Origin of the sequence: Methanosarcina spelaei, from assembly GCF_002287235.1 — an archaeon.
Classification (GTDB): domain Archaea; phylum Halobacteriota; class Methanosarcinia; order Methanosarcinales; family Methanosarcinaceae; genus Methanosarcina; species Methanosarcina spelaei.
Genome location: NZ_LMVP01000346.1, coordinates 1 through 13,558 on the forward strand (window position 1 = coordinate 1; position 13,558 = coordinate 13,558).

Below are 13,558 nucleotides of genomic sequence, written 5' to 3' on the forward strand. Positions count from 1 at the left end.
ATCATTCTCTGCGTCCTCAATTTCAGGAAAAGCCCCATTAAATGTTGCCTTTACTGACAAGAGCACAGGAACACCTTCTGGCTGGATATGGGACTTTGGGGACGGATCACAGTCATTTGTCCAGAGTCCAATGCATAAGTATTCAAAAGCAGGGAAATATACCGTTAGCTTAACAGTAAAGAATGACAAGGGCAGTAGTACGGTAACAAAAACAAACCATATAACAGTGATAGATAAACCTGTTGCTGCATTTTCTGCATCCCCAACTTCAGGAAAAGCACCGTTAAATGTTGCCTTTACTGACAAAAGCACCGGATCACCAGCTTCATGGCAGTGGAGTTTTGGAGACGGATCGCAGTCATTTGTCCAGAACCCGGTGCATAAGTATACAAAAGCAGGAAACTATACTGTCAGTTTAACAATAAAGAATGCTAAAGGCAGTAACATTAAAACTATGTCTGAGTGTGTCGTAGTGTCCTAAATAATGAATGCCTTAAATTGAAAAACAATACAGAACTTACGCGGTTGAACTGAAAAATCAATAGCATCAAACCATCAACTGTCTAAATCCTTAAGATATTCACAGCATCGGTTGGCTTGATTTTGTACTTCAAGTGCGTAAGTCCTATAATAAAACGGAGACTTTTTTATTTTCGGTCTTGCGGAAATATTTTTGCACCACAGCCTGAAGTTCCGCGCTAACTGACCGTCAGTTTTGAACCTTCACCTCAGGTTCAATCGTTTTTCCTGTGGTATTGTCAATGATTACCAACCTGCCTGAAGGGCAGTTGCATGCTTCTTCTTTGCATGTATCGAGCTTCCGGGTTTTCGAGTTTCTGGACAAGGTTTCATATTTTCCCTGCCCGTATGCAGAATCACCATCATTTTCAATATCTTCAAAAAAAGATTGTGAAGATTTTTCATCTTCATGGCAAGAAGAAAATAATAAACTTATGGATTAGCTAACTTATGGATTAGCTAACTTATGGATTAGCTAACTTATGGATTAGCTAACTTATGGATTAGCTAACTTATGGATTAGCTAATTATGGATTAGCTAATTATGGATTAAGCTTTAAGCGGGATCAAAGTAGTTTTTTTCCTGGATCGGTTCCAGCCCCTGGTTTGCACTCATAAACATCAGTAATTTTCAGAACTGCAAGGGCTTTTGCAGGGAACCTGTCTCCTTTGCTCTTGACCATTTTATACATTTTCTCATAATCCGCCCCATCGGTCTTGATTTCAATATCTCCTTTTATCTGGTAGCAGCCTTTGATTTCCGGACCCCATACATAGATTGCTCCCCTGGGGTTTTCATCAAGATTGTTGCGAGTTTTATTAAAATAATTGTCTGCAATCCAGATTGTTTCTCCATCTTCCTGTAGATCGCACATGCCTATTGGTATTACGTTTGGTTCCCCATCTTTAGATGCGGTTGCAAACGGAAAAATTTTCATCTTTGCAAAGTCTTCCTTCATTTCATCAGTTAATTTCACCATTTATTTTACCTCAGATCAAATTCTAATTGAATCTTGTTTATTAGTATGTTACAATGGATATATAACTTTAAATGGCTAGATAAATAGAAAAACTCGTGATCTCTATTTTTGTTTTGTCTTAGAGGCGAAAACTAACAGAAAAATTGAAATTCACGGATATGTTTGAAAGTCAGGTCAAATAAATAGTTCACCCTTTGCCCAAAGTTCATCAAATTTTGTCTTGAATCGCTTTGCATATGATTCATCATATATCCGTGTCATACCGAGGTTTCTACTCATATTGAACTGGTCTTCAATATCGAGCAGGGTTATCTTGGAATCAATGACTGCAAAATTATATTCGGTTTCTAAAATTCTTACTTCCATCAGGTCCTTCAAGTAGCGTTTAAATGATAGGTCTTCTATTGAATCGATAAGCTCTTTTAATGATGGCAGTAATTGCGATCCCGGATCTAAAATTTTAACTTTTATGCCACGCTGTACTAAACTCAAATAAGCTTTGCTAAAGGTGGACATTGAGGCATCATATAGCTCGGATCCTCCAGGTTTATACTTAATATGGATTACAACACATATTTCATGCTCGATTTTCTCAAAAAATGAAGTCACCATATCATTTAGTTCATTATTACGAAACCTGTCAGGCCAGAAGACAGTTTCAACATTTTGTGGGGGATTGTCGTTGTAAAATTCCCTTTCGATTTCATCAAATGTTTCTTTGAGCATTTTGAGCTCGTTGAGCGTTTCTTCCTCTTTTCTTTTGTACATGAGTTTAAATGCGCTTTTAGGATCAACCGCCCGGTATCTCTGTGGCCGTGACATTTGAATTTCGACAAGCTCATAGTTTTTGAGGGCTTTAAGAACCTCATAGATCTTTCCTATAGGAACTTTAGATGCATGTGATAATTTGCTTGCTTCCATAGAATCTTGTTTTAAAAGTGTCAGGTAAACTGAACTCTCATACCTGTTCAATCCAATTTTTGCAAGTAATTTTTCATTCATCTTTTCACTGCTTTTCAGTTTATTGTAGAGTAAAACGATTATCTTTCCGAATGATATTAAGACTACTGTTCAAGCATATGAAAGTGAAGTTGTTAAGTCAAAGGCTATAATGACTGAACACACTAATTCAGATAAAAATGATATGTTACAAAGGTTACATTGAACCTATAGAAGAATTCTAAGTAACAAACTCCATGAAATAATATGGGATAGATTAGCTAAAAGTGGTCAAGATGATGTTTACAAAAAGTAACAAATATGATTTTGATTTTGTTAAAGAAAACATGATGGGACCAAACTCAATGAAGATTCTTGAGGAAATGTCCGAATCTTTGAAGCTTGAGAAAGGCATGAGAATACTTGATCTTGGCTGTGGGAGAGGGCTGACTTCAATATTCCTGGCAAAAGAATATGATGTTACAGTTTTTGCAACTGATCTCTGGATTAGTGCAACAGATAACTATGAGAGAATTAAGTCAATGGGACTGGAAGATAAAATAATACCAATACACGCAGAAGCCCACGATTTGCCGTTTGCAAATGAATTTTTTGATGTTGCTATTAGTGTAGACGCCTATCACTACTTTGGAATCGAAGCAGATTATTTAACTAAACATTTTGCTCCACTTGTAAAAAAAGGAGGGCAAATAGCAGTTGCAGTTCCAGGCCTGAAAAAAGAATTTACAAATAGTATTCCAGCGGAATTGGTACCATATTGGTGTGATGATATGAGTTTAACTCTGCACTCATGTGACTGGTGGTATAATATATGGAAAACTTCCGATCTGGTAACTATTCCGGAGTTTAAAGAGTTAAATTGTTTTGAAGAAGCGTGGAAAGACTGGCTTATATGTGACAACGACTTTGCTCGTAGGGATATAGGAATGATGGAAGCTGAAGGTGGAAACTACTTTAATCTGGTTTCAATCATAGCTACAAAGTTATGATTTAAAATCTGATGAGGAACTCACAACCTTGGCCTAATAATTTTATATTTTAAAATCTTGTATCTATATTTACAAGATATGAGATAAAATTATAGCGGAAACTTTGCTAAATGAATAAGCCAAAGCAAGAAAGCATTTCCGGGATATGAGAGATCAAAGGAATATTATCATATCCTGGAGTATAATGTTAGCAACAATAATCAGATTAAATTAAGTTTTGGGATAGGCTCATCAAATTATTGTCTTTTTTCTATAATTTTATACATTTTTAAGTATCTTGTCCAGGAAATACTGGTGAATCCTCAAATCCTCAGTTAACTCCGGATGGAATGCAAGAGCCAGTACATTTCCCTGTTCTGCAGCGATAATCAGGTCATCAAGCCTGGAAAGTACGCGAACTCCAGGCCCACAGCTCACGATTCCGGGAGCTCTTATAAACACGCCGGTAAAAGGAGAATCAAGGATCTCGACCTCAAGTTCGGCTTCAAAAGAATCCCTCTGCCTTCCAAAAGCATTTCTGTTGACCCTCGTATCCATAATTCCAAGCAGTTCCTGGCTGGTTTTCTCAACCTGCTCGTCGCCTTCCTTTGCAAGCACAATCAAACCTGCACAGGTCCCAAGGATCGGAACTCCTCTTCCAGCCGCATCTTTTATTTCCTCTGCAATTCCCTCGCGGGCAAGCAGCCTGCAAAGTGTGGTACTCTCCCCGCCAGGGATCACAATTCCGCTGCACTCCGGAATAACACCCTTATGCTTTACTGCAACTACCTCTGCACTTATTCCTCTTTCCTTAAGTGCTCTTTTTAAAGCATCAACATGCTCAGAAACCGCTCCTTGAATAGCGATTACACCTATCTTCATAAAAACACCATTTTCCAGAATCAATTTAAATTAATTTATTATCTGTTAATCCAAAAATAAAAAATTGAATTGATTTATTCTTACATCCCGTAAGAAAGAACCCATTTTTAAAAATTAATATTTAGCTTCCCTGAACGAAGTTAAACGCCGATCACTATAAACTTTTTGCCTAAGTGAGTTAAAAAGCCTACTGTTTAGAAAATATTCCGCTTGAGGGAGCGTAGCGACCGAAACGGAGGCGTGCTGTTGCGATTATATCGCAACTCCCAGAAAATCGGAGATTTTCTGTGATCCCGAAGCGCAATTCGGGGTTACCAACCGCGTTCCTGAAGAGCTTCTTGTGCAGGTATCATATCTGCGCTAATGCCTTTCATACCGGCACCCACGCCTTTTGAGATTTCTGCGAGTTTTGCAGGGTTGTCAAAGTTGTTTACAGCTTCGACGACAGCTTTTGCCATTTTCTCAGGATTTTCGGCTTTGAAAATGCCTGAACCTACAAATACTCCATCTGCCCCAAGGCGCATCATAAGTGCCGCATCAGCAGGGGTCGCAACTCCGCCGGCTGCAAAGTTTACCACAGGCAGACGCTGCATTTTTGAGGTTTCGACTACAAGTTCAATCGGAGCTTCGATTTCTCTGGAAACCATAATCAGCTCTTCTTTAGTTTTCCCTGCAAGAGCACGGATTTCCCCCTGAATCTGCTTCATGTGCTTGACTGCCTGGCTTACATCTCCGGTTCCTGCTTCTCCTTTTGTCCTGATCATGGCTGCCCCTTCGTTAATTCTCCTGAGGGCTTCTCCGAGGTTTCTGGCTCCACAGACAAAAGGCACGGTAAACTGTGTTTTGTCTATATGGAAATAGGGATCAGCAGGGGTCAGGACTTCGGATTCATCCACCATGTCAACGCCAAGGGCTTCCAGGATTTCGGCTTCGACAAAGTGTCCTATCCTTGCTTTTGCCATAACAGGAATAGTAACCGTATCAATAATCTGCTGGACAATCTCAGGGTCGGCCATCCGGGCAACCCCACCTGCTTTCCTTATATCTGCGGGAACAGCCTGGAGGGCCATAACAGCAACTGCTCCGGCTTCTTCTGCGATTCTGGCCTGCTCAGGAGTTGTAACATCCATGATCACACCCCCTTTCTGCATTCTTGCAAAGCCCCTCTTGATAAGTTCAGTCCCGTGTCGTAATTTTTCAAAGTCCATGAATGTCATCCTCTCTATCTTGATATAATTATAAAATCTATGCCGTGGGAAACCCTTCCCATGCTGAAATAGCCCTGGGTCTTTTCCACTGATTGCAACCGACAGGTTGCGGTTTTCAGTTAGTTATTTCTTCAGTCAATTGTGAATATGCTCAATAGTCAAAAGCATTATTTAAGTTATTCCTTATTAATAAACACAAGGTAAATCATTTACAATGACTTAATATTTTTTTCCCTTTAACAATAATCTTTCTTACGCCTGTAAGGTTTATTCTGCTTTTATTCTGCTTTTTCGGACAATAAATTACAGAGACTTACTGCGATTTATTAGTTTGCATCTATATGCTTGTCTGAGTTAATTAACACACTATTTCTGTCTTCATATAATATATATGATCTCCTTCAGGTTCTTATATATAGTTTTTCAAGGATATAAATGAAAAAAGACTTTAAAAATCCTCAAAATAAGTCCTGAACAAAACCTATCTGATTTCGTTTAATTCTAAAGGTTTCAGCCAAGTTTTGACAGACACTACATGAGAACATAGTTATAAAGTGTATCGGGACTATTTAATAGAGAAGGTTTTTTCCAAGGGACAGCTTCTGGATTTCAGAGTTTACTGATTTCTATAATTAGAGATTTAAATTGGGCAAGCAGCATCTGAGGGAACTTTCTTATATGCTTTCTTGTTCGCTTTCATCTCTCTTACTATATTCTTGCCTTGTTCGCTTTCATCTCTCTTACTATATTCTTGCTTATGCTTAAGATAGACCCGTGGTATGAGTTCCTTAATGGATCCGAGAATTCATTGGTATGCTTAATGTGGCTATAGTTTTTAAAAAGGCTAATAAATCCGGTTCTTGAAGATTTTTAATAAATTCACTGTTTTTTAAATAACTTCTACTCCATTCCTTTTTTAAAATAACCTTTACTCTATCCCATTTTTCAAATAACTTCTACTCTATTTCGTTTTTTTAAAATAACCTTTAATCCATCCCATTTTTTTAAATAACCTCTACTCCATTTCGTGCTCGGACTGTTTAAGAGTTCCTTTTCGACCGCTTAAAAATTCCCTTTCTCTTCTATACAGGTTGAGTTTTGTGCAGACAACAACAGACACCCAGATTGTAGAAGCAGGTATGAAAGCTTTTAAGAACTCAATAAATGTAAGGCTGAAATAGGCTACAGTCTCTATGTTATCGAATCCCACATCAAGAACAAAGCTGGAGATTCCGAATAGTAGAAGTCCAATAAATATCCTCAAAATTTTCTGTCCAGAACTTCCCGCATCATCAGGGAGTCCTTTTCGTATAATCAAAACATATGCCGCATTCGTACCAAGGAAAAAACCCGCTACTTCTGCACTTATCATAGATGAAGCTATAAGAACAAGAGGGATAACAAACAGGAATAAATATATAATAAGGTTCTTGATTCTGAATGCAAGTTCAAAATTCTCTTTCTTGAAAAAGTCATCTTTCAGGGAGCTCTTGAGAAAGAGGGTAAAAGCCGTCAGGAAAAGTAAACCTATAATAGCTCCTCCCAGAATATCTCCCAGGAAATGTCTTCCCAGGTACATCCTCGATAAGGCTACAAGCAATACCATAAAAGGAGCCATCGTTTTGATTTTTTCGCTGTTGAAAATTGTGGAGCTTCCTCCCCAGAGTGCGGTCGTAATTGCAACATGCCCTGAAGGAAAACCGAAAGGTGAAGGAGAAAGTGCTTCTTGAAGGCGGAAGGTTTCAAGAACTTTTCTATCAGGAAGTTCAAATATCCCATCAGGTCCACTTCCATTGAAAGGGGACGTGCTTCTCACTCCGTGTTCAAGGTTAAGTACTCTATTGTCTACGTAGTCCGGCCTTGGAAAGGCGATTACTGTCTTAATGATTTCGGTAGTCAGTCCTGTCCAGATTAAAAGCTGGAACAGAAGAAAACCTTTTCGGAAATTGATCCCAAAAGTTATGATAATTATTATGGTAACTAAAAAAGCCGACGATCCCATTGAAGTTATCAGAATCATGAGGGATGTCAACCAATCGTTTCCAAGGGATTGCAGATAGAGTATAGGTTCGGTCTGAAACAATAGCTTTGACTCCTTATTAAATATTTGCCTGCAGATGTACTCGGTTTTATCCATTGAGTTTCTGGTTTAACTGGATATCTCGAATCAGTAAAAAATTTAGTTCTATTTCACATTATTGAGTTTATGATGATATATTCTGGAAAACTATTTAAATTTGCATTGTTTTGTATCTTTGTTTAGCGAGAATTCTCTTAGGGTCGGATAATTATTTTTTAATTACGGAGTAAAATTACTTATAGGACTGCGCAGTTGAACTTAAAAGTCAACAGCATCAGACCGTTAACTATTCAATATCTAACTTAAATCCACATTTTTTGCCGTAGTTGATTTTGTTCCTCAAGTGTGTAAGTCCTACTTTAGTCAATTACTATTCCATCTCTATGGACTCTTTTTGATCTCTATTTATTCGTTTTACAGAAATTGTTTTCCAGAGTTAAGAATTCCAAAAATGAAAGCGAGATAAATTTCGAGTATAAAATATAAAAAACAGGAAGTAAAGTATAATTAATAAAGTTCTTTGCGGACTTCTTCCCAGCTCTTTCCTTCACAGACCTTCTTTGCGATTTTTACTGCATCAAGTGGTGTTCTTCCATATATCGAATTGCTAAAGGTATTAACGAAGCGCCTGTCTACGGCAGCACCTCCACAGGCCACAGGGACACACTCGGATTCCAGAGCATTTGCAAGGGCTTTGAGGCCTTCTCTAGTTGTGCTCATAAGGGTTGTTCCGGTGACAAGATCAGCATTTGTTACTTTTACGGCTTTAACAGCTGCTTCGACCGTTATGTCACTTCCAAGATCAACTACTTCGAAGCCATTTGCTCTGAGAATAGCAGCTACGATATTCTTGCCTATGTCATGCAGATCCCCTTCAATTACAAGGGATACTACCTTCCCTTGGAAGTGGATATCTCTTATCTTTCCTTGGCAGAGTTTCACTCCTTCTATAAGGGCTTCATTTGCTAGCAGGATTTCAGGCAGATAGCTTCTTCCAATGTCGTAAAGCTCACAGACAGTTTGAATTCCGGGCATAAGGGCATTTGAGACCAGGTCTGTTGGATCTTTTCCTTTTTCAAGCAAGGCAGCTGTAAGTTTTATTGTTTCATCACTATTTCCCTCGATTACAGCTTTTGTCACAGCTGCATATTCGGGATCTTTCGGCCCGCTCTGCTTCTTAACCTGGTTGGCAGGTCTCACTCCTTTACTCCTATCTCCAAGATCTACCCCAAGGCCTATCATAATCCCCTCATCGATGAATTTTTTGAATTTTGCAGGCTCTTTTTCTTTCATCTCGAAGATTTTCTGAACTGCAATGTCGATGTGCCTGATCATTCTTTCATCCCACCCAAGACATTTTCTTTCATATTCTTTCCAATACCGATCCCAATCTGCCTGATAAGGTCTTCCACGTCGTCGTATCTCGGGATTGGGGTTTCTTTGCAGGCCCTGACATATGCTCTGATGTTTTCGAGTGGGGTTCCAGATGAAACACCACATGCAGTCCCGATAATATCGGTTCCCTGCAAGATGCATTCCCGGGTTCTGTTATAAACCTGTTCTGGAGTGCCGTTAGGCATCAGGTCTATGACATCCAGGCTTCCAAGAATGGACATCTCGTTGCCCATTACTTGACGGCAATACCAGACTGGAACAGTATCAAAGGAGAAGCAGTCAATTCCGCTCTGCTTTATGTAAGGCAGGAGTTTACTTGCATCTCCGCAGATGTGCAATATCTGAGGACAGCTGATTTCCTTTGCTATTCTTTTGTGAGCAGGAAGTACAAATTCTCTGTACGTTTCTGCAGAGATCAGATTGCTGGAAGCCGATGGGTCGGCGAGGAAGATGATATGTGCCCCATAAGCAGCCTGCAATTTCCCGTAAGCTACCACGAAATCAGTTGCTGCTTCAATGAAAGAATGGGCCTTTTCAGGGTCGGTCTTTGTCCATCTAGCCATATTTTCTACGCCTGCTATGTGACCTGCTACCGTAAAAGGAGCGGTAAGGCCGGGGATGATAGGAAGCATGCCGTCGTAACGCTTCCTTAATTCGTCGATTGCTCCAAGGACTACAGGAATTCTTCCGTTTTCTTCCAGGTTGTCGGACCAGGTTATGTCAGCAGGATCCGTATAAGCAGGGCTGGTTACGGGGGGTCTTTCCGTTTTATCCCAGTCAAGCTTGCACCCCATAGTTTCTGCTTCGAGAGAAATATCAAACTGAGGACGTGCAGCCTCAACACCGCATACTTCATAGGGAGCAGCTGCAAGATCTGCCATCATCTTGCTGTCAAAGTGGGCTTTTGGCCACGAAGCATTGCATATCTGCATCAATTCCGTTGTGGTCTGAGCGAGGGGGTTTGCAGGGGGTACGTAGTCAACTCTGCCTCCTAGCACTGCTGCCAGGACTCTTCGGGTTGGAGTCATTTCACTTACCAAGCTATACATCTCCTTTTTAATTTACATCAAATATATATTTTAAAATATATATTATTATGTTTGACTTTACAGTCGGATCACCAAAGAATTCGTTTTATGGACATTACTAACAAGGTAAAAGAAATAGTGATCTATTGCCAGCTAAAAGTTTAAATGCCTGTTTTCACGATCCTTTTTGCGAGTTTTTTCCGAGTCCCTAATAATATATCCTACTTTCGGCAGGTCGACATAAGGAATTTGAATATTTTTCTTGATATCGTTTTTCAACATTTGATAAATACATATTAGAGTTAAAGCTGGTTAACGTGTGGCTCAACTCCAACGACACATATAAACACTGAATCATTTTTCCATCAAAGTTTAGCATGAAAGATTATGTTTGGATCATATGTAAACCTAATAACTACTTACAACAAGGGAGCAGTAGTTCAAAATCGCCATCAATAAAATTATAGAAAATGAAATGTCGACCTGCCGAATATAGGATATATAAGAAAACCATTCTTTTTTATGTAAGAGCCTGCAGCTTTTACATTGTCTATTAATATGGACGTTTGAATACTTAAACTGAATACAGTTAGCACAATAAAGAAAAACTTATCTGGAATATATACCGGAAACTTCCTGACTTCCCTTTTAAGAAAAATTTAATCCCTCTATTTTATATCCATTGACATATAATTTTTATAATATATTCAGGAATTATCTTTTTCGGTCAGGTATGTCAGATATATCAGGTTAGTACAGAGACGAGTTTTTCTGAGACATCCGAAACTTCTCGTACTCTGAGAAAAAGATATTCAAGCTACGCTATATTTCCTGATATATATAATTTTTAGGGAGTATGCAATGAGCAAATTAGCCTTCTTTTCACTTACAGTGAGTCTACTTGGCAATTCATGCAGTACAGCTAGCTGTCTCTCATCCTGATTCTGAAGCTCCGGAAGCTGCAGGAAGTACTTGTAGCGAAACCGAAAACCCGCGTTTAGCTTCATCACAGGATACCGGTCTTGTAAACTCAAATTATTCAGCCTTGATCCAGGCTAAAACAGTTAATATTACAAGCGACTACCAAGTTTACCCGGCTTATACTGCGTCTCCGGCCACAGAAGGAAATTATCCGGCTATAGTGCTTATCCACTCCTTTAAAGGGTTCGCCCGGGTATCGAACTATGGTGAATAAGATGGCAGACGATGGATATGTTGTGATTGCTCCTTTCTGGCAGATACATGATACCTCTCCGTCGGATGCAGAGGTGGAAGCTCTTATTAGAAACAGTATAACTTACCTTGAAACGAGGAATGATGTTGATATTGAAAGGATCGGCCTTACCGGCTTTTGTGCCGGTGGCAGGTATACCATGCTTTCCCTGCCCCAGATTAAGGAGTTTGAATCCGGAGTCGCCTGTTATGGTTTCCCTTATACGGGATGATATGAAATCCAGCCAGACAGGCCGGCCAGTCTGATAGACCAGCTTGATGCGCTCATGCTGATGATACACGGAACTCGGGACCAGTATAGCAATATAACTGACATTTACAAATATTCAGGCGAACTGGATACAGTCAATAAATATTTCGAGCTTTAGGTTTACCAGGTTGAGGTTCACGGTTTCATGATTAAAAAAGAAGAAGAACTTTTTGGAAGTTTTACTGCGAAGAATGCATATGACGGGATTATAAGCTTCTTTGACAGGACATTGAAGAATCCGATTCTGTAAAACATTAAATTCTCAATCCGGGAACTTGAGAGGATATATCTTTTCATTTATTCATTTGATTTTTAAGAAGATACAGGTTTTCTTAAGAATTTGTGCTCATTTCTCCTGCTGTCCAGGGACTTGTTTCTAAAATTTCGCTTTTACTTACGGTATTTCTCTATATTTATACTTTCTATACTTTCTATACTTTCTATACTTTTTTTATACTTTTTTATACTTTTTTATACTTTTTTTATACTTTCCTTTTCTACACTTCTCTTCTCTTCTCTTATTCATAGTGGCAGAAGAATACGTTAAAAAAATTGAGAATTTAGTGATAAAAATAAGGTAACACCATCTATATTTTATAATTTTATAATTTTTTAAATTTTTTAATTAGATGATGATGTTACAGCGCAACAATGGGGTCCTGTTGCAAAAGTTTTTGTCTCGCACTTTGAAACTATAACTAATACCTTTATGTACTATTTTTCCGAGTGATGAGAATTATTAACTTTCCTAATTGAGAGTTTCACTGGTTTTGTAGAATAACCATATCTTTACAACAGAACCATACTGGATCTCACCATTCATGTGCAGTTTCAAGTTAGCTTTGAATTTTGAACAGATTTTTAAATATTTCAGTAAACCCCTTAAACCCCTTTTTTATTTCAGTAAACCCCTTAAACCCCTTGTTTTTATCTATATTTAGTTGTTTTTGGTAGTTGCTTTATAATTGGTATTTGCTTTATAATTGGTACTGAAATGTTCCTGGAACTAAGGAACGTAGCAATGTCTGCAGGATCAAAAGATGGGTCAGAACCATTTGTTTGACTCCCTGTTGTATTTCCTGGAGTTGTGTTGTCAGTAGAACCGTTTATTGAGCTCCACGTTATATTACTCCATGTTATACTTTCAGTTGTTTTGTTCTCAATTGGTGTATCCCATTTCCAGTTTGTGGAGTTAAATGCAGCAAACGAAGTCTGTATTGATGCCACAAAAAACAGAACCCCAACAACTAGAGATGTTACTCTTATTCCTTTATATTTACTCATACTTTGAACTCCCATATGGTTGGATCATAGTCTAAATCACTTGATTTAGAAGCTAGATGCCTTTCCATTATATTAATAGTCCCACATAATATTATGTTGGCTAATTTGAATATTATAGATCAAACTATATAACAAAAACAGAAACATGAGTTCTAATAATAAAATCTCTCTTATTGTAATTAAGTAAGATATAAATTAATTAACTATTATGAAAATTATTATATATAATAATTAAATAGTCTTAATTGTTAATAGATAGACAAAAAGGACCTCTAATGGGCTAACATGTTTTAAAAACTTATCAAATTAGTTCTGTTGTAAAAATATCAGAATAAATATGTAACTATATTGATGATGAACAAAGGCCAAATATCAGAGGAAAGCATATATATAATAGGACTTTTCTGGTTGAAGCATTTTCTACATTTAATATTAAAACACTTTCTTCAAGACTAATTTCCAAAGCTTAGTGATAAAAATAAGTGTAACATCAAACATAGACCTACATTTACAATTTTTAGTGATGTTACGGCACAACAACTGTATGATTACACTGGTAAAGTCCATCTAGAGTTTGATCACAAAGCAGTCAGTGTCTTAGCTACATATATAGAGAAGCTAATGAACTAAGTAAGAAATCTAAAAAAGAAAAAACAGGATCAGTAACTATTTCCTACAATGAAGACCAGGTGTTCAAGCAATTGGAAATGTTTACCCATATCTAATGCAGGTAGAAGGGCATCACACTACAATACCAAGAAATTCTATATG

The 13,558-nt window shown here is 38.0% G+C and carries 13 protein-coding genes; 4 read left to right on the forward strand and 9 right to left on the reverse strand.

The window, feature by feature from the left end; translation table 11 throughout:
• Positions 1-481: PKD domain-containing protein (locus ASJ81_RS14335; RefSeq protein WP_141241741.1), on the forward strand; the 481-nt coding region annotated here is incomplete at its 5' end.
• Positions 482-709: 228 nt separating this feature from the next.
• Here the strand turns inward: ASJ81_RS14335 and ASJ81_RS24250 are convergent.
• The 3 genes from ASJ81_RS24250 to ASJ81_RS14350 form a co-directional block, all read right to left on the reverse strand.
• On the reverse strand, positions 710-844 hold the full coding sequence (locus ASJ81_RS24250; protein ID WP_275112562.1) for a hypothetical protein: 135 nt from the start codon (positions 842-844) through the stop codon (positions 710-712).
• 241 nt (positions 845-1,085) lie between these two features.
• Complete coding sequence (locus tag ASJ81_RS14345) at positions 1,086-1,499, reverse strand: pyridoxamine 5'-phosphate oxidase family protein (RefSeq protein WP_095644994.1); 414 nt, start codon at positions 1,497-1,499, stop codon at positions 1,086-1,088.
• Between the two features lie 174 nt (positions 1,500-1,673).
• Positions 1,674-2,501 carry a TrmB family transcriptional regulator gene (locus ASJ81_RS14350; protein WP_095644995.1) on the reverse strand — a complete coding sequence of 276 codons (828 nt, stop codon included), beginning with the start codon at positions 2,499-2,501 and terminating at the stop codon, positions 1,674-1,676.
• 233 nt (positions 2,502-2,734) lie between these two features.
• On the opposite strand from ASJ81_RS14350, the gene ASJ81_RS14355 reads away from it, so the two are divergent.
• Positions 2,735-3,448: an SAM-dependent methyltransferase gene (locus ASJ81_RS14355; protein WP_170943325.1), complete on the forward strand. Its 714-nt coding sequence runs from the start codon at positions 2,735-2,737 to the stop codon at positions 3,446-3,448.
• Between the two features lie 258 nt (positions 3,449-3,706).
• Here the strand turns inward: ASJ81_RS14355 and pdxT are convergent, their stop codons facing one another.
• The 5 genes from pdxT to ASJ81_RS14380 form a co-directional block, all read right to left on the reverse strand.
• A complete protein-coding gene (gene pdxT, locus ASJ81_RS14360; RefSeq protein WP_095645017.1) occupies positions 3,707-4,309 on the reverse strand; it encodes a pyridoxal 5'-phosphate synthase glutaminase subunit PdxT in 603 nt (200 codons plus the stop codon).
• A 311-nt stretch (positions 4,310-4,620) separates the two neighbouring features.
• Positions 4,621-5,517: a pyridoxal 5'-phosphate synthase lyase subunit PdxS gene (gene pdxS / locus ASJ81_RS14365; RefSeq protein ID WP_095644997.1), complete on the reverse strand. Its 897-nt coding sequence runs from the start codon at positions 5,515-5,517 to the stop codon at positions 4,621-4,623.
• A gap of 1,015 nt (positions 5,518-6,532) precedes the next feature.
• Positions 6,533-7,654, reverse strand: a complete 1,122-nt coding sequence (locus ASJ81_RS14370; protein WP_095644998.1) for a phosphatase PAP2 family protein — start codon at positions 7,652-7,654, stop codon at positions 6,533-6,535.
• A 450-nt stretch (positions 7,655-8,104) separates the two neighbouring features.
• Positions 8,105-8,932 (reverse strand): cobalamin-dependent protein, encoded by an 828-nt coding sequence (locus ASJ81_RS14375; protein WP_095644999.1) that lies wholly within the window; start codon positions 8,930-8,932, stop codon positions 8,105-8,107.
• Complete coding sequence (locus tag ASJ81_RS14380; protein WP_095645000.1) at positions 8,929-10,032, reverse strand: MtaA/CmuA family methyltransferase; 1,104 nt, start codon at positions 10,030-10,032, stop codon at positions 8,929-8,931. The genes ASJ81_RS14375 and ASJ81_RS14380 overlap by 4 nt, the downstream gene beginning before the upstream one ends.
• 889 nt (positions 10,033-10,921) lie before the next feature.
• Between ASJ81_RS14380 and ASJ81_RS23830 the strand changes: the two genes are divergently transcribed.
• Positions 10,922-11,215, forward strand: coding sequence for a hypothetical protein (locus ASJ81_RS23830; protein ID WP_245860178.1), 294 nt, complete (start codon positions 10,922-10,924; stop codon positions 11,213-11,215).
• A gap of 1 nt (position 11,216) precedes the next feature.
• Entirely contained in the window at positions 11,217-11,465 is a 249-nt protein-coding gene (locus ASJ81_RS23835; protein ID WP_245860180.1) for a dienelactone hydrolase family protein, read from the forward strand.
• Positions 11,466-12,430: 965 nt separating this feature from the next.
• On the opposite strand, the gene ASJ81_RS14395 is transcribed toward ASJ81_RS23835, so the two are convergent.
• The gene (locus ASJ81_RS14395) at positions 12,431-12,787 is read right to left on the reverse strand and encodes a hypothetical protein (RefSeq protein ID WP_095645002.1); all 357 of its coding nucleotides are present in this window, start codon (positions 12,785-12,787) and stop codon (positions 12,431-12,433) included.
• Positions 12,788-13,558 lie beyond the last annotated feature (771 nt).

Excerpts from the sequence above, each read along its gene's own strand:
- ASJ81_RS14345 (WP_095644994.1), bottom strand. The coding sequence starts at position 1,499 with ATGGTGAAATTAACTGATGAAATGAAGGAAGACTTTGCAAAGATGAAA.
- ASJ81_RS14350 (WP_095644995.1), bottom strand. The coding sequence starts at position 2,501 with ATGAATGAAAAATTACTTGCAAAAATTGGATTGAACAGGTATGAGAGT.
- ASJ81_RS14355 (WP_170943325.1), top strand. The coding sequence starts at position 2,735 with ATGATGTTTACAAAAAGTAACAAATATGATTTTGATTTTGTTAAAGAA.
- pdxT (WP_095645017.1), bottom strand. The coding sequence starts at position 4,309 with ATGAAGATAGGTGTAATCGCTATTCAAGGAGCGGTTTCTGAGCATGTT.
- pdxS (WP_095644997.1), bottom strand. The coding sequence starts at position 5,517 with ATGGACTTTGAAAAATTACGACACGGGACTGAACTTATCAAGAGGGGC.
- ASJ81_RS14370 (WP_095644998.1), bottom strand. The coding sequence starts at position 7,654 with ATGGATAAAACCGAGTACATCTGCAGGCAAATATTTAATAAGGAGTCA.
- ASJ81_RS14375 (WP_095644999.1), bottom strand. The coding sequence starts at position 8,932 with ATGATCAGGCACATCGACATTGCAGTTCAGAAAATCTTCGAGATGAAA.
- ASJ81_RS23835 (WP_245860180.1), top strand. The coding sequence starts at position 11,217 with ATGGCAGACGATGGATATGTTGTGATTGCTCCTTTCTGGCAGATACAT.
- ASJ81_RS14395 (WP_095645002.1), bottom strand. The coding sequence starts at position 12,787 with ATGAGTAAATATAAAGGAATAAGAGTAACATCTCTAGTTGTTGGGGTT.